The following is a 23044-nucleotide window of genomic DNA, read 5'->3' as shown; positions in this document are numbered from 1 at the left end:
GGTGAAAAAAATGAATATTAAAGTGCTTGTCGCAACACATAAGAATTATGATATGCCTAATGATGGAGCATATCTACCGGTATTTGTCGGAAATGCAATTCATCCTGAAAACAATCCTGGTTTTCAAGGGGATGATGTTGGCGAAAATATATCATTAAAGAATAAGAATTATAATGAGTTAACAGCTATCTATTGGGCTTGGAAAAACTTAGACGCTGATGCAATGGGATTGGTTCATTATCGCCGCTATTTAGTTGATAATTCAAAAAAAGGATCGGGATTCGACAAAATTCTTAGTGAGCAAAATCTAAATGAATTATTGAATAGTTATGATGTAATCTTACCTAAAAAAAGAAATTATTATATTGAAAGTAACTTTTCACATTATATCCATGCGCATCATGAAGAACCATTAAACATAACAAAGAATGTAATTAAAAAATGTTATCCGGATTATATTGAAGCTTACGATAGTGTAATGAATAGGACCTCAGCACATATGTTTAATATGTTTATTATGAAGAAAGTATACTTTGATCAATATTCTGAGTGGATGTTTGATATTTTAGGAAAGGTCGAAGATAAATTAGACATTTCTGAATATGATACATATGAAGCTAGAGTTTATGGCTTTATTAGTGAACTGCTACTTGATGTTTGGTTAGAAGTTAATCATCCTAAATCAATAGAGGTGCCATTTAAATTTATGGAAAAACAAAATTGGTTTATTAAGGGCGGCTCGTTCTTAAAAAGGAAGTTGTTCTAGTGAGAAAAAAAAAGTTGTTAGTAGTCGGTGATTTTAGACCCAAAAGTGGTTTAACAGAGTATATTTTCGAAACGTTTACTAGATTAGATGATAAATTTATAATAGATGTAATTAGGTATGGAGGTAAGGATGATTTAAACCATAAACTTAAAACTTTATCGTGGGGAAATTATAAGGTTACTTCCGTGCACGATTCAATATTTAAGCACCTTATTGACTGGATACATGTGTTAAAAATGTGTAAAAAAGAGCAGTATGATGTGGTTCACTTTAATTATTCTTCATCATGGAATTTTTTTCCGGTTATCCTTACAAAATTAATATTAAGAACAAAAATTGTTATACATTCACATAGTTCTTATTACTCTAATACAACTAATAGCAAACTTAAATTAAACATTTTAAATATATTGAATAGTTTAGGAAGAATTATCTTTAATTATAGTGCAGATGGAAAGATTGCAACTTCAAAAAAAGCTGCAGACTGGATGTTTGGAAAAAATAAGGATGTAGAAATAATAACAAATGGAATAGATTTAGGTAAGTACAATTATTCAACAAAAACTAGATTTAATATTAGGGAGAGTATGGGGATAGAGTTAGATACAGTTGTTTTAGGTTTTGTTGGTGCGCTGCGTAAGTTAAAAAATCCGCATTACTTAATAGACGTATTTGAGGAATACAAAAAAATAAATAATAATTCAATTCTCCTAATAGCTGGAGATGGACCAATGAGGGCGGAATTAGAGAAGAGAATAGAAAAAAACAAATCTTTAAGTAATGCCGTTATTTTTATGGGAGTGATAAACAATGTTGCTGACGTTTTACAAGCAATGGATTATTTTGTTTTTCCATCTCAGAATGAAGGGTATGGACTTGTCCTCGCTGAGGCTGAGGCAGCAGGACTGCATGTTATAACTACAAATAAGATTCCAGATGCTGTTATTATTCGTGAATTAACGCGGGTGGTACCTTTAGAAAAAGGGGCAAAATACTGGGCAGAAATTATAAATTCAGATATTGATTATGAAAGAAAATCTGAGTTTAAACATATGAGTGATAGTGGGTTTGATATTATGGATTCCGTAGAGAAGCTACAATCTGTATATAGGAGAATCAATAATGAAAATAAAAGTTGATATACTGGTTCCTTATCTTTCAGGACAAGGTGGAATGGAAACGGTAGCTAAAAAGGTAGCTGAGTTTTATAATGAAAATCGAGAAATAGAAGTTAGATTAGTCATACCACAAGGGACTATTCGGAAAGAATGGATTGGTGATATTACTAATAATATTTTATATAACGATTCTAAATTAAAAATAAAATCATTTAGAAATTTAGGGGGTCTTCTCTATTTAATAAATTATTTAATTTTTCATACAAGGGATACGGATGTAGTAATTGGAATGAGTTCTAGACTAGTTAGAATTATTAGTATTTATAGAAGAGTATTGAAAAAAAATTTTTTTCTCGTTTCATGGATTCATTTTTCAATAGACCATGAAGATGCTGTTAGAATTAAGGATATTAAAAAAGCGGATTACCATCTGGCGATTAGTTCAGGTATTAAACGACAGTTAACTAGAGAAGGAATCCCTTCTAATAAGATAAAATTAATCTATAATCCCGTAGAAAAAACAGATGAGAGTATTTCTAGATCTAAATCAAATACGCTTGAGTTATTGTATATGGGAAGAGTTATGCTAGATGGGCAGAAAAATCTTAGAGAGCTATTTTTAGCATTAAGTAAATTGGAGATTCCATGGCATTTAAAATTAGTTGGAGATGGAAAGCAAATGCAGAATGCTCAAGAGCTGGCCAAGGAACTAAGTATTAAGAATAAAATCGATTTTTGCGGGTGGCTTCAGGATCCTTGGAAGCAGATCACGAATGTTGATTATTTAATATTAACCTCGAAGTATGAAGGATTGCCAATGGTTCTGATAGAGGCCATAGAAAGGGGATTACCCTGTATAGCTGCCAATTGTCCAACTGGTCCAGAGGATATTATTAATGAGAGAAACGGATATTTATATGAGGTCGGAAATATTAAAAGCTTAGTTAATAAGTTAATTATAGCTCATAAGAATAAATATAAATATCGAAAAAATACGGTGAAAGATACTGCAACTAAGTTTTTAGAAGAAAATTATTTCGCAAGACTAACCGAATTTTTTAAAGAAATTAAAAAAAATAAGGGTATTAAATATTTATGAAAAGTATAATAAAAAATTTTGTTAAAGAAAATAATTTACTGGGTTGGCTATTTGTACAATTTACGTTATTTGTTTATAACATACTTGATAAATGTATTAGACCAGATGAGAAACAAATAATATTTACAAGTTATTCAGGAAGACAGTTTAGTGATAGCCCAAAAGCTATTTATATATCAATGAAAGATGATCCTAAATTTAAGGGTTATAAATTTATCTGGGGCTTAAAAAATATAGAAGAATTCCCTGAAATCCCAATTGATGAGAGGGTTAATATTGATAGTTTTTCATTTTTTATTACGTTATTCAAATCAAAGTATTGGGTTTCTAATTCAAGCATTGAACGACTTATTCCAATAGATAGTGACAAGCATATATATATTAATACATGGCACGGTGTACCCTTAAAGCATCTTGGACCGGATGAGGACAATTTATCATATACTGTGAAAAATTGGTATAAAAAAGTTAAATTTGATTTACTTGTGTGCTCTGGAGAATATGATAAAAAAATATTCTCAAGGATATTTGAAAATACTGATAATATTCAAAATGTGGGTCTACCAAGAAATGAGTCTTTAGTTCATGATGCTAGTAATAGTTATTCTATAAAGAAGAAGCTGTTGGAGGAGTTAAATTTAGATTCGAGCAAAGAAATACTATTGTATGCACCAACTTTTAGAGAATATGATTTGAATATTTCTACAGAAAGCAATCGTTTTTTTGAAAAGGATTCACTATCAAAAATTCAAAAGAAATATAACGTTTTAGTGAGAGGACATTACTTTTCATCAGATAATATGACTAATAATTCTGTTGTAGATGTATCGGATTATAGTAATTTAAATGATTTAATGATAGGATCGGATGTTCTAGTGTCAGACTACTCAAGTATTATTTTTGATTATCTTTTATTGGGAAAACCAATTTTCTTATATATGTATGATTATTCAAAATATAAAGCTTATAGAGGCTTATATTTTGACCCCAAGAATAGTGGGTTTAACTGTTCTATGGAAATTAATGAATTAGTAAATGAACTTTTACAAACAAATTCTAAGCGTTATAAAGTGATTGATAAGTATAATACTTTAAGTTCCCCTATTTCTGTTATTAAGGATAAAATTGTAAGCACAAGTGCTAAATTTTAGAGGAGATTATTATGAATAGATTTATGTTAACCATGATGCAATCTGATGCAAATCACGCGGGGAGTAAGGCTGTTAAGGACATTAGTACGATTCTTTCAAAAATGGGTTTTTCAAATATTTATATTGACGGTCAACAGAGCAGGTTGGAACGAGAGATTTTTACAAAGAGTAATCTTAGTAGGAAACTTCAGTTTCTTCCACGAGAAAGTTACTTTCTCGTACAGTATCCTTTCTACTTAGGTACTAGAGTTACTGCACAAGTTATTGACGTAATAGCTAGTAAATTTGATAATACTATAGTATTAATTCATGATTTACCCACATTAAGAGAAAATGCAAGTAAGAAACTTATTAAACGCGAGATATCAAACTTAAATAAATTTAAGTTTGTAGTTACCCACAATAGTAGAATGTCAGAATGGCTAAAGGCTAACGGCTGTGTATCAGAGATTCTAGAAATGGGCTTATTCGATTATATAACGAATAGTGGATTAAACGTGGAAAAGAAGAATAACTATAAAAGAATTTTTTTTGCTGGAAATTTAGGTAAATCTAAATTTATTTATAATAAAGTCGTGAATGATAACTATTATTTGTATGGAATTAATAGAATAGAAGGCCTGGGGAATTTTAATTACTTAGGGGTACGGACTCCAGAAAAGTTGCTAATTGATTTAGCTTGCGAAAATGGTTTTGGATTAGTATGGGATGGGGATTCTGTGAATGAATCAGATTCATATACAAGATACAACAATCCACATAAGGCATCTTTATATTTGGCGAGCGGGATGCCGTTAATTGTATGGAATAGATCAGCATTAAGTGAGCTCGTAGATACTACTAAAATAGGAATATCAGTTGGTAGTATAGAAGAAGCTAATGAAGTAATTAGTAATATGACTCAGATTGAGTATGATGATTATAAGGATAATGTTAATAAATTTCAGGATAAAGTAATTAATGGCGGGTTTACTGAATCGGTTATTTCGAAAATTTTAGATTAGAAATAAATAAGTATAAAGGAGAGAGGTATGGAATTAACTTATAGCAAAGAAAATATAGCTAATGTGTTATATTACATTTCTTTTTCCATATACATTGGTTATCAATTTTTGATTTCAACAACAATAGAATTTAATAATACGAGTAGTTTAAAATTAATTATATACTTATTATGTACGAGTCTAATTTTGTTTAAAATGATGTTTTTTGATAAATTAACAGTTTCTTTATTAACATATGGCACGCTTTTTATAATAGTGACGATTTTTGCTTCCTATGTAGCTAAGAACAATTTATATATATTGGCAATGTTTATGATAGGTGCATACAACGTGCCTATTAGAGGAATCATCAGAATTTATGTAATAGAAATGACCGTGCTGTTATTAGTAACTGGTCTTTTATCGTATAAAGGTACTATCCCAAATTATACGTATTTAAGAGGTCTAAAGACACGGAATTCTTTTGGAACTAAATACCCCACAGATTTTGCAGCACATGTATTTTATGTTTTATTAGGGTATATTTATTTAATTAAAGGCAAAGTCAATTTATTTGTTTTTTCGATATATATGATTTTAGGATATACAGTACTGAAACTAACCGATGCCAGATTGGATGCAATACTAATTTTTGTTATTGGAATAATTTTCTACTTATATAATTTGTTGGATAAAGAATATATAAATCCTATAATAGATAAAACTTATTTAGCACCGTTACTAGGAGCAGTAATTGCAAATACAATAACTTATTATTATAAATCTAGTCCTATATTAGTAACTTTAGATAAACTATTATCTGGAAGATTGTACTATGGTAACATGGCATTTAACGAATATCCCGTTAGGCTTTTTGGAAATTATATTGAACAGCACGGATGGGGGGGGACAGGAAGACTTGATATGTTATTTAAATATTTTTTTATCGATTCTTCTTTCGTAAATTCATTACTGTCTTTCGGAATTGTATTTACTGTCTATTTAATAATCCTGCTAACAGTATCTTTAAAAAAAGTAGATATTGAGTATAAAAAAATATTTCTTTTGTGTTTTTTATGTGTAACGATGAGTAGTATGATTGATCAACATTTTTTGGAATTATTCTATAACCCGTTTATATTAATAGGATTTTCTATTTTTAATAAAAAGGAGAAATTAAATGACTAACTATTTAGTAGTCGGTTCTGGTCTTTTTGGGTCAACCTTCGCATACGAAGCAGCCAAACGCGGGAACCACGTTAAAGTAATTGAAAAGCGCGATCACATCGCGGGTAACATCTATACAAAGGAAATTGATGGTATTCAAGTACACCAATATGGTGCGCATATTTTTCATACCAGCAATAAGGAAATTTGGGAATATATTAACCAATTCGCAGAATTCAACCGGTACACTAACAGCCCGGTGGCCAACTATAAAGGTGAAATTTATAACTTACCTTTCAATATGAATACGTTCAACAAACTATGGGGTGTCGCAACTCCAGCAGAAGCGGCCGCTAAAATTGCCGAACAACGTCAAGTATTAGGCGATAAGACACCTGAAAACTTGGAAGAACAAGCTATCTCATTGATTGGGACGGATATCTACCAAAAACTGATCAAGGGTTATACTGAAAAACAATGGGGCCAAAAGGCTACTGAATTACCAGCATTCATTATTCGCCGCCTCCCAGTTCGTTTGACTTACGATAATAACTACTTCAATGATACATACCAAGGAATTCCAATTGGTGGGTATACACAAATCATCGAAAAAATGTTGGCTAGTGATTTAATCGATGTTGAAACGGGTGTCGATTTCTTTGATAAGAAACAAGCCTACATTGATCAATATGATAAGGTGATTTTCACCGGGATGATTGATCAATTCTTTGATTATCAATTAGGGGAACTCGAATACCGGAGCCTGCGGTTTGAAACAGAAGAAATGGCTGTTGATAACTATCAAGGAAATGCGGTAGTTAATTATACGGATGCTGAAACACCTTATACACGGGTGATTGAACATAAGCATTTCGAATTCGGTAAAGGTGACAAGAACAAGACCATCGTTACCAAAGAATATCCCGCTAATTGGTCGCGTGGCGACGAACCTTACTATCCAATCAATAACGATAAGAATAACCGTTTGTACAAAGCATACCGTGACTTAGCATCGACAGAACCCAAAGTGGTTTTTGGTGGACGACTAGGTCAATATCGTTATTACGATATGCACCAAGTGATTCATGCGGCGTTACAAGTGGTTAAAGATGAACTAAAGGATTAATCAATGAAGATTATTAAGAATTATCTCTATAATGTATTCTACCAAGTATTCGTACTGTTAGTACCGCTCATTACGATGCCCTATATTGCGCGGGTTTTAGGCCCAACGGGCGTCGGTATTAACTCCTTCACCAATTCCAATACGCAGTATTTTATTTTGATTGGGAGTATCGGTGTTTCTTTGTATGGAAATCGGCAAATAGCCTATTATCGAGATAACCGAACGAAAGCTTCTCAAATTTTTTGGGAAGTTTTTCTAATGCGATTAGTAACGATTATAGCTGCACTAGTACTTTTTTTCGGTTTCTTATGGTTTGTGAAAGACTATCATCAAGCTTACTTGATGCAAGCCGTTTTAATTGTGGCGGCAGCATTTGATATCTCGTGGTTTTTTATGGGCTTTGAGAACTTCAAGGTGACTGTTTTGCGAAACATCATTATTAAGTTAATCTCACTTGCCTGCATTTTCTTATTTGTGAAGCATCAAAGCGATTTAACGTTATACATTGCGATTTTATCGATTTCGCAATTGATTGGTAATTTAACGTTATTTCCATATTTAAAACATTATATTGATATGCCCGACTGGCATAAATTGAAAATTTGGCGCCATTTTCAACCCGCATTGGTTCTTTTCATTCCGCAAATTGCGACGCAAGTTTATTTAATTTTAAATAAGACGATGGTTGGGAAGATGGTTTCGGTTGAAGCTGCTGGATTTTATGATAACTCGGACAAAATTGTCAAAATGGTTCTCGCAATTGTTACCGCAACGGGGACTGTGATGTTGCCACGAGTGGCCAATACGTTCGCCAAAGGCGATCACGAACAAGTTAAAAAGTATCTTTACCAGTCATTTGATTTTGTCAGTGCGGTTTCAGTACCAATGATGTTTGGAATTGCGGCAATTGCGCCAAACTTTGCGACGATGTTTTTTGGTCAGGATTTCGCCGCTGTTGGCCCATTGATGATGATTGAATCAATCGTGATTTTAATGATTGCCTGGAGTAATGTCTTAGGTGTTCAATACTTGATGCCCACCGGTCATAATAAAGAATTTACGATTTCAGTTACTATCGGAGCCGTCGTTAACATCATCTTGAATGTACCAATGATTTTATGGTTGGGCACCCAAGGGGCAATGATTGCGACGGTTATCTCGGAAATTAGCGTCACTGCTTATCAATTCTATGTTGTGCGGTATGAATTAAGTATCCGCCAAATGATGGCGGAAGTTTGGAAATACTTTTTAGGCGGGTTGATGATGTTCGCTGTGGTACTTTACTTGAATTTAACAGTGCCTTTTAGTATGTTACAACTAGGTCTACAGGTCGGCATTGGTATTTTGGTATACACCGTTGTATTATGGTTAACGAAACCTAAATTATTGAAATATATTCATAAATAGAAAATGGGGGAACTATTATGAAGAAAGTAATTACGTATGGAACATTTGATTTATTACATTGGGGACATGTTCACTTACTTGAAAGAGCTAAGTCTTTGGGAGACTATCTTATTGTTGCTATTTCAACCGATGAGTTTAATCGGATTAAACATAAGGAAGCATATCATAGTTACGAACATCGAAAATATATATTGGAAGCAATTAAATATGTTGATGAGGTTATTCCAGAAACTAATTGGGAACAGAAGAAAACAGATGTTGAGAAGTACGGTATCGATACGTTTGTAATGGGGGGATGAGTTGTTAAATCAAGTAGTTAGCGCTGTTACAGCTAGTATCGGGAATTTAAAAGCTACTGCAAATGTAAAACAACAAAAATAAGTATTTCATCTAGGAATTAATGGAGTAATTCTAGGTACAATTATTAGTAATATTGTAATTAATATGTGGTGGGAACCATATATACTCCTAAAATATGGACTTAAAATTGAAGTTTTCGAATTTATTAAAAGTGTTTTAAAGCAGTATAGTGTTATTACAATAGGGTTGATTTTAAGTTATTATGTACAAAATTATTTTGAAGTTAGGAACTTTTTTAGCCTCATCATCTTTGTATGTACTTTAGGGATTGTATCTTTAATAATATTCGTTATTAGCTATTTTAACAATAAAGATCTAGTTTATTTCACTAATCTATTGAAGGCAAAGCTTAAACAGCGCTAAATATTATACAATTATGGGGGAGAGTTACGAATGGAGAATATTTTAATAGTTGGGGGTACAAGTGGAATTGGTTGGGCACTCGCAAATCAGTTAGCCGGTAGAAAAGAAGTGAATGAAGTACACATTGTTGGTCGAACCTTACATGATGAAATAAAGAATTCCAAAATAAAGTTCTATGCGCACAACGTTTTAGTAGATAACATAAATTATTTGGAGCAGTTTAGAAATATTGATACACTAATTATAACTATTGGTGGCGGTAGAGTTGCTCAGTTTGATAATCTTCTAAAAAAAGAGATTGATTTAGAAATTGACCTTAATTATAAGTGCGTTGTATCAATTCTTAAGCAATTTTATAAAAAAATTATGGGACAGAAAACCTTTAGAGTTGCTGTTATTAGTAGTATTGCTGGTATGATTAATTCGCCGTTATTTTCAGTATATGCTTCTTCGAAGGCTGGGGTTAGTTCTTTAATTGAAAGTCTTAATATAGAATTAGAAATGAATGGTACCAATAATAGAATTCTTGATGTAAAACCTGGACATATACCAGGTACACGTTTTGGAAATAATAAAAAAATAGACAAGCACCCTGCTCTAGATTTAGCAGTTGAGATTATTGACGCATTAGAAAACAAAAAAACACAATTAATTCCTAACTATGATACTGTTTATAAATCAGTAATTGATAGAAATCATAATGATTCACATGAATTCGGTATTAATAGTTATGAATACAAAATTAAAAATAATCGACTAACAGAAAAACCACAGATAAAAATTGGCTACATGAGTGGTACATTTGATCTTTTCCATATTGGACACCTTAATATGTTGAAAAAAGCAAAGCAATATTGTGATTATTTGGTTGTTGGTGTGCATAAGGATGCTAGTCACAAGAATAAAACGGTCTTTATTCCATTAGAAGAACGGATGGAAATTGTGAGAAGTATAAAATACGTGGATGAGGTTATCGTGTCACGTCCAGAAGATAGTGATGTAAGAGAAATTATTCCATATAATTATCTGTTTGTTGGATCAGATTATAAAGGAACTGAGAGATTTAAAAGGTACGAGAAGCAGTTCAGCAAGTTAGATGATGTTAGAATTATTTATTTTCCATATACAAAATCAACAAGTAGTACACAGTTACGTAATGCTATTAGTATTGATAACAACAAATAAAAAAGCAAGCACAATTTCTTTAAGAAATTGTGCTTGCTTTTTTATATCAATATCTGACTAAACTTCTTTTGTACCTTAAACTTAATATTATTAGCCGTTCGCCGTGTGATGTTTAGATCCGCGGCGATTTCTTTTAGGGTGGCGTTGTAGAAGTAGCGGAGGACTAAGAAGCGTTTTTCGCGTGGGGTACAGACTTGATAGAGACGCTCGAAGAGGTCGTTACAGATGGCGGCCTCTTCTGGGTTGCAGTAGGGATCAGCAACTTGGTCGAGATAGTCCATCACCGAATCATCATCGTTTGCCCGGTTAACGAAACCAATTCGTTTGTCGCGATTATTATCCTTGCGGAAAGTCATCATAATGGCCCATTTAACGGCCTGATAAGCGTAAACCATGAACCGGTGGGTTTCGGTCTCGACATCGCCGGGAAATTGTTCGTAGGCTTCAACAAAGGCGATGACGCCAATTTGATAGAGATCGGCGAAGTTGCTGCGTTGTCTTTGGACGTGTAAATCTTTGAGGACTCCGTAGATTAGCGTGTCATCTTGGGTAATAAGATTAAAAGCAGTTTGTAAATCAGTTTGAGTCATTGTTAAGCATCCTGTCTACTATGAGCTCACAGTGTGAATTACCGGTAAGTTCACTATAGCGGGTTTGCTGATGGAAGGATAATCACCGTTTTTAACGGTGAATCAACCTATGCAATCCATCATTTTCGAAAATGGACTGAAATGCCAATGAAAATAGCTGAAAGCATCAAGCTTGGGTGTTTTATAATTGGCGTAGTTTTTGAATTAATTCTCTGACACTTTTGATATAACATTGAATATCGAATGGACTAAATTCTGTGTATTCATGAATGGCAGCTCGGTAGATGTAGTTTTCTTTTTGAATCTTAAGTGCGTTAAGTAATGAAATGAGTTCGGCAACCGTCTTAGGGACGTTGGCACACAGTGAGCAATGACAATCGTCATACCGATGAATGATACTTTCTGCAAAGCACGTTTGTAAGTTGACTTGGTAGCCGAAGTTCGTTGCACAGATAATCAAACAGCCGCGTAGAATCTGCCCGATGGCTGCACATTGGTGGATTTCAGTATCGATTTGACGCCCTTTATAAGGGAGAATACAGGTACAGTCGTTTAGCAATGTAACGTAGAGATGGTTATCGCTGACTTCGTAATCACGGACGTAGTGGAGCGCTAACCACGGTGCGTTTTGATGAGCAGTACCACTTAATGGTAAATACTGATATTCACCATTGATATGTGGAATCTTACGATACCAATTGAAACAATGACAGAGATAGCGGGGTTGTGAGAAATCCATAATCTGATGTTGATTGTAGGCTTTCATTAGTCGCCGCGTAGAACGGGGGCTCATCTGGAGACCACTGAGGCGGTCCAAGACGAGGCTTTGTGAACGGGTATAAGGGACAATCACCATCGTATCGCTGGTAATACGCGTTTGATATGAACGGGGAATTAAAGCTTGATCCAGTTCACAGAAGTTATAATCAACACCGCGCTTGATAATGAGTGGTACCGGGAGACATTCATGATATGTAGTAACTTTTTGAGGATGTAATAGAAACATCGAAGACCTCCTTTATAATTAACATCTTGAGAATAGCAAGGATGGTAATCGTTTACAAAATGATTGTGAAAAGACTGATAAAGTCTTAAGGGTTTGTTAATATTTTCCTCATTCTTTGCATATAATTGGTGCAAATCCACTTATTTATGGCATACTATTATTAGATTATAAGTTATGGGGGATTTTAGCAGATGAAAGTACGTAAAGCAGTTATTCCAGCAGCAGGTTTAGGCACTCGTTTTTTACCAGCGACAAAAGCGATGGCTAAGGAAATGTTACCAATTGTTGATAAACCAACCATTCAATTTATCGTGGAAGAAGCGAAGGCTTCCGGGATTGAAGATATTTTGATTATTACTGGTAAAGGTAAACGACCAATCGAAGATCACTTCGATTCAGCACCAGAGTTGGAACAAAACCTAAAGGCCAAGAATAAGACCGCCATGTTGAAGATGGTTAACGAAACGACTGATATGGGGGTTAACTTGTACTTCATTCGCCAATCACATCCAAACGGCTTAGGGGATGCAGTGCGTCTTGCGAAGTCTTTTGTTGCTGATGAACCTTTTGTTGTTATGTTAGGTGATGACTTGATGGAAGATAAGGTGCCATTGAGCAAACAATTAATCAATGAATACGAAGATACGCATGCGTCACAATTAGCCGTTATGAAGGTCCCACATAATGAAGTGGATAAATACGGTGTGATTAACCCAGAAAACAAAGTAAAAGATGATTTATATAACGTTAAGAACTTCGTTGAAAAGCCAGCTATTGATAAGGCACCTAGTGATTTAGCAATCATCGGTCGTTACTTGTTAACGCCTGAAATTTTTGATATTTTAGAAAACCAAAAACCAGGTCTTGGCGGTGAAATTCAATTAACCGATGCCATTGATGAATTGAACAAGACTCAACGCGTCTTCGCCCATGAATTCAAAGGCCGGCGCTACGATGTTGGAAACAAGTTTGGTTACTTAGAAACAAGTATCGAATATGGGTTGAAACACCCAGAAGTCAAAGATGACTTGAAGAAATACATTATCGACTTGGCAGAAGAATTAAAAAAAGACCCTAAAAAAGAAAATAAATAGCCTGTAAAAAACGTTCAACTACTCCGAACATTGGAATGGTTGAACGTTTTTTGTTGTTTTTTAAATAATACGGCCTTCACAGTGATCCACTTCATGTTGGATAATCTGAGCAATCCAGCCTGAGAAAGCTTGCCTATGCGGTTTGAAGGCTTGGTCTTGATAAGTGACCTCGATTGTTTCATAACGGGTTGTCGGACGTTCACCGGTCAATGAAAGACAACCTTCAGTTGTTTGGTATGGTTTATCCTGACGCACAATCTGTGGATTCACGAGCATCACGGGTAAAATTCCCATTTGAACGATGATAATCCGTTTGTTGACGCCAATCATATTGGCGGCCATCCCGACGCAGCGATCTGTGTTGGCTTGTAGGGTATCGCGTAAATCGGTCAACACATCGGTGTCGGCGGGTGTTGCGGGCACTGCCTTTTGAGCTAAGAATTGCGTGTCATGCATAACAGGTTTAATCATAATTGACTCCTTGTATAGTAGTAGCTCCATTATAGCAGAAAATAAACTGAGCTAACTTGCGTTTAAGAACAGTTAACGACTACTCGATCATAACGGTCTGGTATTCAATAAGGTGTCAAAAATTCGACAAAATTGGTTTTTATGCTTATAATTATTAATACAATATTATAAAAGTCTAATCTAATTTTAATGACGCATTTTAGGCGATGAGCGAAGTTGGGCAGGCATTAGGGGAGGTTCACATGAAGAAATTAATTGTATTTTTAGGCAGTTGTTTACTTGCGGGCTTATTTGTATTTGGGAATCAGATGAATCATCAGGTTCAAGCCGCTGAAAAAACTTATGAAATCGGGACGGATGTGACCTATCCACCATTTGAATTTGCGGATGAGAAGAATCAATATGTCGGGATTGATATTGATATCATGAAGGCAATTGCGAAGTCTGAAGGGTTCAAAGTGAAGATTAAACCGCTAGGCTTCAACGCAGCGGTCCAAGCGGTTCAATCGGAACAAATTGATGGGGTGATTGCCGGGATGACAATTACGCCGGAACGGCAAGCCAAATTCGATTTCGCCGATCCTTACTACCAGACGGGCGTCGTGATGGCTGTTCAAAAGAAAAGTAAGATTAAGAGCTTAGAAGGCTTACGAGGTAAACGGGTTGCGATTAAAACCGGGACTTCTGCGGGGGCCTACGCAACTGCCAAAGCGAAGGAGTATGGTTTTACCACCGTTACATTCGATGATTCCGATAATATGTACAATGATGTCGTGAACGGTAACTCGGCAGCCTGTTTTGAAGACGAACCAGTTATGCAATACGGCATTAAGAACGGCTTGAAACTCAAGATTGTGACTGATCCAGTTGAAGGTGGCGAATATGGCTTTGCCGTTAAAAAAGGGAGCAATCCGGAGTTAATCGCTAAATTCAACAGCGGACTTGCTAAATTAAAAGCAAATGGTCAATATGACAAAATCAAAGCAAAGTATTTAAGTGCGAATACGCCTCAAAAAACATCCGTTGATCATAGCTTTTTAGGGTTATTGAAGGAAAATAAAGCTGCCTTATTAAGTGGTTTAGGGCAGACGTTATTATTAACAGTTATCGCCATTTTCTTTGCAACCATCTTCGGGGTCGTCTTCGGGTTGCTTGGCGTATTACCGAACCGGTTGGCACGTGGTGTTTCAGATACAGTTGTCTATATTTTCCGGGGGTTACCACTCTTGGTGCTTGCGCTGTTTATCTACACCGGGATTCCTAGTTTAACGGGGCAGAAGATTCCAGCAATGGTGGCTGGGGTGATTACTCTCATGTTTAATGAAGGGGCGTATACGGCCGCGTTCGTTAAAGGTGGGATTGGCGCAGTTAGTTCTGGACAAATGGAAGCGGCGCGTAGTTTAGGCTTACCATACGGCAAAGCAATGCGACGCGTTGTTTTACCACAAGGCATTCGGATCATGATTCCATCCTTTATTAACCAATTCATCATCACATTGAAAGATACGTCAATTTTATCAATCATCGGGATTCTCGAATTAACACAGACGGGTAAAATTATCATCGCCCGCAACCTTGAAGGGTTCAAAATCTGGGCAATGATTGCCTTAATTTATCTGATCGTTATCACGTTACTTACGTGGTTATCGAAGTACATTGAGGGGAGAATAAATAACTAATGAATAGAATTGAAGTGTCACATCTTATTAAGAATTATGGCAGTAACGAAGTGTTAAAAGATCTAGACTTAACGGTCGGTAATAACGAAGTGGTGGTCATGATTGGCCCCTCGGGTTCAGGGAAGAGTACGTTTTTACGGTGTTTGAATCGTTTAGAAGAACCAACGAGCGGGGAAATTATCGTCGATGGTTACAACCTCAGTGATCCGAAGAGTGATTTGAATCAAATTCGCGAAAAGATTGGGATGGTGTTCCAACACTTTAATCTTTTCAAAAATCTAACGGTCGCTGAAAATATCACATTGGCCCCCGTGGAACTCGGGAAAATGACGCCTGAAGAAGCGCAAGCAACTGCGAAGAAACTACTCGAAACGGTTGGCTTGTCGGAGAAATTCGATGCGAAGCCGCAATCATTATCAGGTGGGCAAAAGCAGCGGGTGGCCATTGCGCGGGCTTTAGCGATGAAACCTGATATTCTCTTGTTTGACGAACCAACATCAGCACTCGATCCGGAAATGGTTGGCGACGTGCTGGCGGTTATGAAACGGTTGGCCAAAGAAGGGATGACAATGGTTGTCGTTACGCACGAAATGGGATTTGCCAAGGAAGTAGCCGATCGCGTCATCTTCATGGCAGACGGACACATTGTCGAACAAGGCACCCCACAAGCCATCTTCGACGCGCCACAAAACGAAAGAACCAAAGACTTCTTAAATAAGGTCCTCAATGCATAACGTGCCTTATGCGAACGGTGGGCTTTGCGGTTTAACAGAAAAAGCAGTTCACCTAAGCACGTTTATCAGTAACGCAAAAAAGCGGCCCACCATTATTTGGTGAGCCGCTTTGACGATTCATAGACCTTTAGAATGTTAGAATAGAGATGAAACGAGTAGAGAAAAGAGGGATGACGATGCGCTTAGGCTTAAAAGCAGGGATTGACGATCGGCAAATTGCTGATCGAATGCAGTATCAGCCAACGTATTTTGAATTTCATTTAACAGCCGAAGATGTGACACCGACGGGGCTAGCCCGTTTGCGCGAAAAAATTCGCTATGTTCGCAGCCAGCAAGTTGAACGGATTATTGTGCACCATCCGATGAATTTTGAAGGGCACCATATTGAACTATCGATGAATGAGGCGAGTTCGCCAACCCGCTATCGCTTTTTGTGGCAATCGACACTTGATTTATTACAATTAGCAAAGGCTGAAGATGTCCAACTATTAGTGCATGGTTCTTATGACGATCCAATTGAAGAACTGACGGTCGGTTACGGTAATATTACGGAGACGATTCGGGTTTTATTTAAGCGTCTTGATTATTTGCAACGGATTGGTGGGCAGAATATCATGTTCGAAAATTCAATTTCGCCCATTTTCTATTATGGGAACCCGATTTTTGACCAAGTCATTTTTGATAAAGGTTACCGGTTAGCATTTGATACGAGTCATTGTTTCATCAAGTTGCAAGGCAATCAAACGGCTTTCTTGCAGAGCCTGGCAACTTTGCGTGCCCATGTTGTCCATTATCATTTAGTGGATTCGATGGGCTTGAAGCATGATGGCTTACCATTAGGAACTGGCAAAATTGACTGGCAACAAGTATTGCCTTTGTTAAATTCAGATGCTAGTTCAATCTATGAGGTTCAATTAGCTGATCAAAACGATGCCCGGGAAATGATTGCAAGTCACCGTTATTTAACGCAACTTGAGCAAACTTTATCCGAGTAGAATTTTGTCAGCAGCAACGCGAAAGCCAAACAAAGGATAATCACTCGTCTTTGTTTGGACATACATATAATATTGATAGTAGTTTTTTTGATTTAATAATAGGCTGAATTCCCATTGCTTGAGCGGCTTTTTATCCGCAGCTTTTAACTGAAGTAACAGCCGGGGTTGTTCATCCACAATAGTAAGTTCGAAGTCGGCGATGGGTTGAATTTCTTCCGGGCCTTCGAAGTAGATGCCAGCGTTTTTTGGTGTATCGGCTAATAGCTGTAATAAGTCAATGACGCGCATGATAAGTTGTCCTTTCTAATAATACGAAAATCCCGGTTATAAGGAACCAATAAATAATCGACAAGCTAACGGCAATGGTCAGGATGATGGCCATTGGTGTCAAAACGCCAATGAGCCAAGTCGTGGTGTTGACTGTTGGGACAAATGAAAATAGACCAGTGATGAGGCAGACGGTAATGATTGTGGCGATAACGCCTGGAATCGTGCCTTTAAAATCAGCTGCAGATAAGTCAAAGCCGCCGATAGAGATCATGCTAGTTAAAATGAACCAGAGCAACAGTGAGCCTGGTTGGGTTGTTCCTAGTTGCTTAAATAAGGGACCAATCGCACTTATCTGCCAGACGGGTTGTTCGGCAAAGCGGAGCCATGTTGTAAAAGTAGGCCGTGCTAATAACCAAGTCAGTCCGAAAATGGCCGCCGAACAACCAAAAATCGGGGCAATCCCAATCCAGAGATTGCCAATCGTTGGCCACAGGCGGCCAGGCCGGTAGCGGTGATTGACGTGACCAAGCGAATGATCTGGATTATCGCGTAGATTTAATTTTAAGAGTTGCATATCAACAATTTGATGTTGGAAGATTAAACAGGCAACGGCATGGCTGAGTTCGTGAATCACAGTGCCTAGGCCGCCAATTAAAAGTTGTGAATAATCCCACCAATGGGCTAAGCGCCGTTTTGTGGAACGATTGATTAGTGTTAAAATGCCGGCAAAAGTAAGTGGTAACGCAATTACCAGTAAGCAATTAAGCAACATTGATTGCAACATTTGGGATAGGTTAAATGGATTGATCATGATAACTCCTTTGAACTGCTTTATGTAAGCCTACACCAAAGTTAATTGTAGAGACAAGCGTTATGTGAATCAATTTATGTAAAACGCAAAAAAAGCCCCCAAATCAGGTTCGATTTGGGGGCTTAATTAGACTTCGTTATTTATCAGAAAAGATTGGGGTCTCAATTCGTTCGACGTATTTGGCACCGACTGGTTCTTTGTAAAGTTCAATGCCTTTTTTCACAAACATATTGGCTGCTGCAATTTTAGTCATTGCACTTCTAACGGTTTCGGCGTCCAAGTTGTCATCGACATTGGTTAAACGTAAGACCCGGCTTTTAGCATCACTATTTTTAAATTCTAAGCAAAGTTGTTTCATCTTGAATTCCTCCTTAAAAATGGGTATGGTTTTTATTCAGCAATGTAAGCTGATTTAGTGGTTAACGTAGCGGTGGCAAAGGTGTCACCAGTGTGCAAGCTTGCGAGGGCTTCGCCAACTGCTTGGATTTCCGCGGCTTGGACATCTTTTTTTACGGCAGTCATCCGCCGTTGTAAACTTTCATTTGGATATTCTGTATTTTGTAATTCAAAAGCAATGGATGTTGCTAACCATGATGTTTGCATGTGGATTCCTCCTAAAATTTAATTGTAAGCGTCACCGGTGAATGACTTACGCTAATGAGTAATGCACGATGCCAATAAAATGGTAAAATAATTTGAGCTTGCCAAGCGGATTTCTAAAAAAAGTTAAAGAAATCATAAATTACCAGACGTTTCATGAAAATTTAGTTATAGTAATAATTAGACTTATAGATGAAGAGGGATATTATGCAAGAAGTGGTTATTATCAGTGCAAAGCGGACACCGATTGGTAAATTGGGGGGCCAACTTGCAAGTTTAAGCGCGGTTGAATTGGGGACCATTGCTGCTAAAGCAGCGATTGAAGCAGCTGGCATTGATGCGAGTCAGATTGATCAAGCAATTTTTGGCAACGTTCTACAAGCCGGTTCCGGGCAAAACGTTGCTCGGCAAATTGCTTTAAAGAGTGGTATGCCACATTCAAGCACTGCAATGACAGTCAATGAAGTTTGTGGTTCCGGTTTAAAAGCGATTCGATTGGCACAAAGCGCAATTGTCATGGGGGATGCTGAAATTGTCTTAGTCGGCGGAACAGAAAGTATGTCACAAGCGCCTTATTTGAATAAACAAATGCGTTTTGGAAGTAAGTTTGGCGACCAGACCATGATTGATAGTATCAGTAGTGAAGGCTTAAATGATGCCTTTACGCACCAACCAATGGGGATGACAGGTGAAAATGTTGCGGCTAAATATGGCATTACGCGTGAAATGCAAGATGCTTTTGCACTAGCATCGCATCAAAAAGCCGCACAAGCGACGCAAGCGGGGTGGTTCAAAGCTGAAATCGCTCCTGTAACGGTTCACCAACGAAAAGCAACAATCGAAATCCAACAAGATGAAGGCATCCGACCAACCACGACGATGGCGGCAATGGCGAAGTTACGCCCAGTTTTTAAACCGGATGGGACGGTTACGGCAGCCAATGCTTCGGGCATTAACGATGGTGCTTCTGCCATGATCGTTATGAGTAAGGAAAAAGCCACAGCGCTAGGCTTAGTTTATCAAGCAACTTTAGTTGGGTATCAAGAAGTTGGGGCTGATCCAGATTATATGGGCTATACACCAGTGGCGGCGATTCAACAGCTATTAGCAAAAAAAGAGCAAACATTAGCCGATATTGATTTATTAGAGATTAACGAAGCATTTGCAGCTTCAAGTGTGGCTGTTCAAAACGGGTTACAAGTTGATCCTGCTAAAGTAAATGTGGCTGGTGGCGCAATTGCATTGGGGCATCCAATCGGTGCATCAGGCACGCGAATTGTAACAACGTTAATGCATCAATTGAAACGGACGCACCAAAAAACGGGAATTGCTTCGTTATGTATCGGTGGCGGCTTAGGTATTGCTTTTGAAATCCAATTAAATGAGGCATGGTGCAATGAAAAAGCCTAAATTTTATCAATTGACGAAGGATGAACGGTTAGCAGTGCTTGTTAAACAAGGTCACCTCAGTCAGACGGATGCTGATCGCCTAGCAGCTGCAGAACCTTTGTCGGATGAGATTGCTGGCAACATGATTGAAAATCAAATTGGTCAGTATCAGGTGCCGCTTGGACTTGTGCAAGATTTATTAGTCAATCAGCAACTATACCAGGTGCCATTTGCAATTGAAGAACCATCCGTGATTGCGGCGGCCAATAATGCGGCTAAGATGGCACGGGTGAATGGCGGCTTCGTAACGGAACAAACGGCGCGCCTGATGACCGGTGAAGTTGTGCTAGTGAAGCTAGTTGACTTACTAGCGGCTAAAGCTTGGATTAGTGACAACAATGACCAACTATTGGAAATTGCACAAGCTGCGCATCCTTCAATTGTCAAACGCGGCGGTGGTCTTCAAAAAATTACGCCGATGATTATTGACGATCGTTTTTTAAAACTCGAATTGCAAATTGATACTAAAGAAGCGATGGGCGCAAATATTGTGAATACAATCTGTGAAGCCATCGCACACGCGGTGCAACAAGAACTTGGCGGCAATATTTTACTGAGTGTTTTGACCAATGCGGCTTTTGAATCCGTGGTCACAGCGAGTGTGACGATCGATCCAGCTACATTGGCAACGGCAACGCTTGCTGGTGAAACGATTGCTGAGAAGATGATTGCGGCGAGTGACTTTGCCAAAGTGGATGTCGCGCGCGCAACAACCCACAATAAGGGGATTATGAACGGTATCGATGCAGTGGTCTTAGCAACCGGCAATGATTGGCGCGCAATTGAAGCCGGTGTGCATAGTTACGCTGCTCGCAGTGGTTCGTACCAACCACTTTCAAGTTGGGCATGGACAGCTGATCGGCAACTACGCGGTCGAATTGAACTCCCATTGCCAGTTGGAATGGTTGGCGGCTCGATTGGGATCTTACCGACCGTGCAGATTAATCATCGCCTATTAAATGTTCAAACTGCACGTGAATTAGCTGGGATTATCGCAGCTATCGGCTTAGCACAAAATTTTGCCGCGCTAAAAGCACTTGTGTCAGATGGCATTCAAAAGGGCCACATGGCGCTTCAAGCTAAATCGTTAGCAATTGCTGCCGGCGCAACCGAGACTGAATTAACGCAATTATTACCATTATTATTGCAAGCAACACATTTAAATACAGCCACCGCAACTGAGCTATTAGCGCAATTGCGTGCTGAAAACAAATAGAATGGAAGTTTATTATGCAAATTGGAATTGATAAGATAGGCCTTTTTACGCCTAATACGTACTTAGATTTAGTGATGTTAGCCAATGCCCGCGGAGTTGATCCTGATAAATATACAATTGGGATTGGTCAAGATCAGATGGCCATTGCCCCTTTGAGTCAAGACAGTGTCACAATGGCGGCTAACGCAGCCCGCGAAGTATTGGATGACGATAACCGTGATTCAATTGGGTTATTAATCTTAGGCACTGAATCAGGAATCGATCAGTCAAAAGCCGGGGCCCTTTATGTCCAACGCCTATTAGGATTAAAAAACGCCCGCGCTTTTGAAATTAAAGAAGCTTGTTATGGTGCGACTGCCGGCTTGATGACGGCCTACGATTTTGTAACGGCCCACCCTAATCAAAAAGCATTGGTTATTGGTTCTGATATTGCCCGTTATGGCTTGGATACACCAGGTGAAGTGACACAAGGTGCTGGGGCGGTTGCCATGATTGTTAGTGCAGCACCGCATTTGCTAGCATTAGAACCAGCAACGGCAATTCACAGTGATGACATTCAAGATTTCTGGCGACCAAACTATTCAAAAGAAGCTTTTGCGCGTGGTAAATATTCAACCGAACAATACATTGAATTCTTCCAAGCAACGTGGGCAGACTATCGGGCCCAAACCGGTCGCACAATTTCTGACTTTAAAGCCTTAACATTCCATTTACCATACACGAAGATGGGTTTGAAGGCGTTGCGTACGATTTTGCCAGAAGCAACGGAAGCAGAACAAGCACAATTGTTGGATCGTTATCAAGAAAGCACGTTATATAGCCGTCAAATCGGTAATATCTACACCGGCGCATTATACCTCGGCTTCCTCTCATTGTTGGAACACTCAACACAACTGGTAGCCGGCGATCGAATTGGCTTATTCAGTTATGGTTCAGGGGCGATTAGTGAATTCTTCACTGGTATTTTGCAACCGAGCTTTGAAAAGCAATTAGCAGGTGCAGACCATAAAGCAATGCTCGCAGCAAGACGCCAACTAACAATGCCAGAATATGAAAATCAATTCCAAGCAGAACTACCAGAGGACGGTAGCGAATATGAAATCGATTTGGCAATGGATAACGCACCAGTCATTTTAAAAGGCGTTAAGGAACACGAACGCAATTATCAAGTTAGAATTTAAGCAAACCATTTAGTCAATAAACAACAGTGACGCATTAAAAAAACTGCCGATAACGTTTTGTTAACGGCAGTTTTTTTAGATATTTTGAATAAAAATAACAAGTCGCAAATAGCAAAAAGTTTTTTTAAAATTTAAGAGCTTTTTGGTTGTATCCGGTTACAGAAGGTGCTATATTAAGGATGAGGAAAGATAGCTTGGCAAGTAAAAGCAAGTTAGTTTTAAA

Annotated in this window: 23 protein-coding genes and 1 pseudogene; 17 read left to right on the top strand and 7 right to left on the bottom strand. The window is 37.6% G+C overall.

Translation table 11 applies throughout. From position 1 onward, the window contains the following. Positions 1–10: 10 nt before the first annotated feature. The 10 genes and pseudogenes from J7Q78_RS05565 to J7Q78_RS05520 all read left to right on the top strand — a co-directional run bounded on the left by J7Q78_RS05565 (position 11) and on the right by J7Q78_RS05520 (position 10725). On the top strand, positions 11–766 hold the full coding sequence (locus tag J7Q78_RS05565) for a DUF4422 domain-containing protein (protein WP_208422056.1): 756 nt from the start codon (positions 11–13) through the stop codon (positions 764–766). Continuing rightward, positions 766–1905, top strand: a complete 1140-nt coding sequence (locus J7Q78_RS05560; RefSeq protein ID WP_208421999.1) for a glycosyltransferase — start codon at positions 766–768, stop codon at positions 1903–1905. The genes J7Q78_RS05565 and J7Q78_RS05560 overlap by 1 nt, the downstream gene beginning before the upstream one ends. Further along, complete coding sequence (locus J7Q78_RS05555; protein WP_208421998.1) at positions 1889–2983, top strand: glycosyltransferase; 1095 nt, start codon at positions 1889–1891, stop codon at positions 2981–2983. The genes J7Q78_RS05560 and J7Q78_RS05555 overlap by 17 nt, the downstream gene beginning before the upstream one ends. Continuing rightward, complete coding sequence (locus J7Q78_RS05550; RefSeq protein ID WP_208427750.1) at positions 2980–4134, top strand: CDP-glycerol glycerophosphotransferase family protein; 1155 nt, start codon at positions 2980–2982, stop codon at positions 4132–4134. Before J7Q78_RS05555 ends, J7Q78_RS05550 begins: the two co-directional genes overlap by 4 nt. Before the next feature lie 11 nt (positions 4135–4145). Continuing rightward, positions 4146–5138: a hypothetical protein gene (locus J7Q78_RS05545; RefSeq protein ID WP_208421996.1), complete on the top strand. Its 993-nt coding sequence runs from the start codon at positions 4146–4148 to the stop codon at positions 5136–5138. Positions 5139–5165: 27 nt separating this feature from the next. Then, positions 5166–6305: a hypothetical protein gene (locus J7Q78_RS05540; protein WP_208421995.1), complete on the top strand. Its 1140-nt coding sequence runs from the start codon at positions 5166–5168 to the stop codon at positions 6303–6305. Further along, the gene (gene glf, locus J7Q78_RS05535) at positions 6298–7410 is read left to right on the top strand and encodes a UDP-galactopyranose mutase (RefSeq protein ID WP_154242450.1); all 1113 of its coding nucleotides are present in this window, start codon (positions 6298–6300) and stop codon (positions 7408–7410) included. Before J7Q78_RS05540 ends, glf begins: the two co-directional genes overlap by 8 nt. A 3-nt stretch (positions 7411–7413) precedes the next feature. Next, positions 7414–8817 carry a flippase gene (locus J7Q78_RS05530; protein WP_208421994.1) on the top strand — a complete coding sequence of 468 codons (1404 nt, stop codon included), beginning with the start codon at positions 7414–7416 and terminating at the stop codon, positions 8815–8817. A 17-nt stretch (positions 8818–8834) separates the two neighbouring features. Beyond that, a pseudogene (locus J7Q78_RS05525) lies at positions 8835–9110 on the top strand (adenylyltransferase/cytidyltransferase family protein); the annotation flags it as partial. 460 nt (positions 9111–9570) lie between these two features. After that, positions 9571–10725 (top strand): SDR family NAD(P)-dependent oxidoreductase, encoded by a 1155-nt coding sequence (locus tag J7Q78_RS05520; RefSeq protein WP_208421992.1) that lies wholly within the window; start codon positions 9571–9573, stop codon positions 10723–10725. 41 nt (positions 10726–10766) lie between these two features. Here J7Q78_RS05520 and J7Q78_RS05515 read toward each other — a convergent pair whose 3' ends face one another. Both J7Q78_RS05515 and J7Q78_RS05510 read right to left on the bottom strand, forming a co-directional pair. Continuing rightward, positions 10767–11315 (bottom strand): sigma-70 family RNA polymerase sigma factor, encoded by a 549-nt coding sequence (locus tag J7Q78_RS05515; RefSeq protein ID WP_208421991.1) that lies wholly within the window; start codon positions 11313–11315, stop codon positions 10767–10769. A 181-nt stretch (positions 11316–11496) separates the two neighbouring features. Then, positions 11497–12321 (bottom strand): hypothetical protein, encoded by an 825-nt coding sequence (locus tag J7Q78_RS05510; protein WP_208421990.1) that lies wholly within the window; start codon positions 12319–12321, stop codon positions 11497–11499. Between the two features lie 191 nt (positions 12322–12512). Between J7Q78_RS05510 and galU the strand changes: the two genes are divergently transcribed. Continuing rightward, positions 12513–13415 (top strand): UTP--glucose-1-phosphate uridylyltransferase GalU, encoded by a 903-nt coding sequence (galU, locus tag J7Q78_RS05505; RefSeq protein WP_154242446.1) that lies wholly within the window; start codon positions 12513–12515, stop codon positions 13413–13415. A 60-nt stretch (positions 13416–13475) separates the two neighbouring features. On the opposite strand, the gene J7Q78_RS05500 is transcribed toward galU, so the two are convergent. Next, positions 13476–13886, bottom strand: coding sequence for a peptide deformylase (locus tag J7Q78_RS05500; protein ID WP_208421989.1), 411 nt, complete (start codon positions 13884–13886; stop codon positions 13476–13478). Between the two features lie 242 nt (positions 13887–14128). Here J7Q78_RS05500 and J7Q78_RS05495 point away from each other — a divergent pair, with 242 nt between their 5' ends. The 3 genes from J7Q78_RS05495 to J7Q78_RS05485 all read left to right on the top strand — a co-directional run bounded on the left by J7Q78_RS05495 (position 14129) and on the right by J7Q78_RS05485 (position 17294). After that, on the top strand, positions 14129–15565 hold the full coding sequence (locus tag J7Q78_RS05495; RefSeq protein WP_208421988.1) for an amino acid ABC transporter substrate-binding protein/permease: 1437 nt from the start codon (positions 14129–14131) through the stop codon (positions 15563–15565). Continuing rightward, positions 15565–16299: an amino acid ABC transporter ATP-binding protein gene (locus tag J7Q78_RS05490; RefSeq protein ID WP_154242443.1), complete on the top strand. Its 735-nt coding sequence runs from the start codon at positions 15565–15567 to the stop codon at positions 16297–16299. The genes J7Q78_RS05495 and J7Q78_RS05490 overlap by 1 nt, the downstream gene beginning before the upstream one ends. A gap of 176 nt (positions 16300–16475) precedes the next feature. Further along, the gene (locus J7Q78_RS05485) at positions 16476–17294 is read left to right on the top strand and encodes a TIM barrel protein (protein ID WP_208421987.1); all 819 of its coding nucleotides are present in this window, start codon (positions 16476–16478) and stop codon (positions 17292–17294) included. Here J7Q78_RS05485 and J7Q78_RS05480 read toward each other — a convergent pair. The 4 genes from J7Q78_RS05480 to J7Q78_RS05465 all read right to left on the bottom strand — a co-directional run bounded on the left by J7Q78_RS05480 (position 17283) and on the right by J7Q78_RS05465 (position 18978). After that, positions 17283–17582 carry a hypothetical protein gene (locus J7Q78_RS05480; RefSeq protein ID WP_208421986.1) on the bottom strand — a complete coding sequence of 100 codons (300 nt, stop codon included), beginning with the start codon at positions 17580–17582 and terminating at the stop codon, positions 17283–17285. The two genes, J7Q78_RS05485 and J7Q78_RS05480, sit on opposite strands and share 12 nt — an antisense overlap. After that, positions 17569–18375, bottom strand: a complete 807-nt coding sequence (locus J7Q78_RS05475) for a hypothetical protein (RefSeq protein WP_208421985.1) — start codon at positions 18373–18375, stop codon at positions 17569–17571. The genes J7Q78_RS05480 and J7Q78_RS05475 overlap by 14 nt, the downstream gene beginning before the upstream one ends. 136 nt (positions 18376–18511) lie before the next feature. Then, complete coding sequence (locus tag J7Q78_RS05470; protein ID WP_208421984.1) at positions 18512–18733, bottom strand: DUF2922 domain-containing protein; 222 nt, start codon at positions 18731–18733, stop codon at positions 18512–18514. 32 nt (positions 18734–18765) lie between these two features. Next, entirely contained in the window at positions 18766–18978 is a 213-nt protein-coding gene (locus J7Q78_RS05465; protein WP_154242439.1) for a hypothetical protein, read from the bottom strand. A 204-nt stretch (positions 18979–19182) separates the two neighbouring features. Between J7Q78_RS05465 and J7Q78_RS05460 the strand changes: the two genes are divergently transcribed. The 3 genes from J7Q78_RS05460 to J7Q78_RS05450 are packed head-to-tail and all read left to right on the top strand — an operon-like array spanning position 19183 to position 22821. Continuing rightward, positions 19183–20385, top strand: a complete 1203-nt coding sequence (locus tag J7Q78_RS05460; protein ID WP_208421983.1) for an acetyl-CoA C-acetyltransferase — start codon at positions 19183–19185, stop codon at positions 20383–20385. Next, positions 20372–21640 carry a hydroxymethylglutaryl-CoA reductase, degradative gene (locus J7Q78_RS05455; RefSeq protein ID WP_208421982.1) on the top strand — a complete coding sequence of 423 codons (1269 nt, stop codon included), beginning with the start codon at positions 20372–20374 and terminating at the stop codon, positions 21638–21640. The genes J7Q78_RS05460 and J7Q78_RS05455 overlap by 14 nt, the downstream gene beginning before the upstream one ends. A 14-nt stretch (positions 21641–21654) precedes the next feature. After that, positions 21655–22821 (top strand): hydroxymethylglutaryl-CoA synthase, encoded by a 1167-nt coding sequence (locus J7Q78_RS05450; protein ID WP_208421981.1) that lies wholly within the window; start codon positions 21655–21657, stop codon positions 22819–22821. Positions 22822–23044 lie beyond the last annotated feature (223 nt).

Source organism: Latilactobacillus fragifolii, from assembly GCF_905332535.1.
Classification (GTDB): domain Bacteria; phylum Bacillota; class Bacilli; order Lactobacillales; family Lactobacillaceae; genus Latilactobacillus; species Latilactobacillus fragifolii.
This window is presented reverse-complemented; position numbering and strand designations above follow the sequence as displayed.

Bases quoted from the DNA above. Each gene is read 5' to 3' on its own strand.
- J7Q78_RS05475 (WP_208421985.1), bottom strand. From the start codon at position 18,375: ATGATCAATCCATTTAACCTATCCCAAATGTTGCAATCAATGTTGCTT.
- J7Q78_RS05510 (WP_208421990.1), bottom strand. From the start codon at position 12,321: ATGTTTCTATTACATCCTCAAAAAGTTACTACATATCATGAATGTCTC.
- J7Q78_RS05530 (WP_208421994.1), top strand. From the start codon at position 7,414: ATGAAGATTATTAAGAATTATCTCTATAATGTATTCTACCAAGTATTC.
- J7Q78_RS05465 (WP_154242439.1), bottom strand. From the start codon at position 18,978: ATGCAAACATCATGGTTAGCAACATCCATTGCTTTTGAATTACAAAAT.
- J7Q78_RS05540 (WP_208421995.1), top strand. From the start codon at position 5,166: ATGGAATTAACTTATAGCAAAGAAAATATAGCTAATGTGTTATATTAC.
- J7Q78_RS05515 (WP_208421991.1), bottom strand. From the start codon at position 11,315: ATGACTCAAACTGATTTACAAACTGCTTTTAATCTTATTACCCAAGAT.
- J7Q78_RS05500 (WP_208421989.1), bottom strand. From the start codon at position 13,886: ATGATTAAACCTGTTATGCATGACACGCAATTCTTAGCTCAAAAGGCA.
- J7Q78_RS05495 (WP_208421988.1), top strand. From the start codon at position 14,129: ATGAAGAAATTAATTGTATTTTTAGGCAGTTGTTTACTTGCGGGCTTA.
- J7Q78_RS05555 (WP_208421998.1), top strand. From the start codon at position 1,889: ATGAAAATAAAAGTTGATATACTGGTTCCTTATCTTTCAGGACAAGGT.
- J7Q78_RS05520 (WP_208421992.1), top strand. From the start codon at position 9,571: ATGGAGAATATTTTAATAGTTGGGGGTACAAGTGGAATTGGTTGGGCA.
- galU (WP_154242446.1), top strand. From the start codon at position 12,513: ATGAAAGTACGTAAAGCAGTTATTCCAGCAGCAGGTTTAGGCACTCGT.
- J7Q78_RS05485 (WP_208421987.1), top strand. From the start codon at position 16,476: ATGCGCTTAGGCTTAAAAGCAGGGATTGACGATCGGCAAATTGCTGAT.
- J7Q78_RS05545 (WP_208421996.1), top strand. From the start codon at position 4,146: ATGAATAGATTTATGTTAACCATGATGCAATCTGATGCAAATCACGCG.
- J7Q78_RS05455 (WP_208421982.1), top strand. From the start codon at position 20,372: ATGAAAAAGCCTAAATTTTATCAATTGACGAAGGATGAACGGTTAGCA.
- J7Q78_RS05565 (WP_208422056.1), top strand. From the start codon at position 11: ATGAATATTAAAGTGCTTGTCGCAACACATAAGAATTATGATATGCCT.
- glf (WP_154242450.1), top strand. From the start codon at position 6,298: ATGACTAACTATTTAGTAGTCGGTTCTGGTCTTTTTGGGTCAACCTTC.
- J7Q78_RS05460 (WP_208421983.1), top strand. From the start codon at position 19,183: ATGCAAGAAGTGGTTATTATCAGTGCAAAGCGGACACCGATTGGTAAA.
- J7Q78_RS05480 (WP_208421986.1), bottom strand. From the start codon at position 17,582: ATGCGCGTCATTGACTTATTACAGCTATTAGCCGATACACCAAAAAAC.
- J7Q78_RS05450 (WP_208421981.1), top strand. From the start codon at position 21,655: ATGCAAATTGGAATTGATAAGATAGGCCTTTTTACGCCTAATACGTAC.
- J7Q78_RS05550 (WP_208427750.1), top strand. From the start codon at position 2,980: ATGAAAAGTATAATAAAAAATTTTGTTAAAGAAAATAATTTACTGGGT.
- J7Q78_RS05490 (WP_154242443.1), top strand. From the start codon at position 15,565: ATGAATAGAATTGAAGTGTCACATCTTATTAAGAATTATGGCAGTAAC.
- J7Q78_RS05470 (WP_208421984.1), bottom strand. From the start codon at position 18,733: ATGAAACAACTTTGCTTAGAATTTAAAAATAGTGATGCTAAAAGCCGG.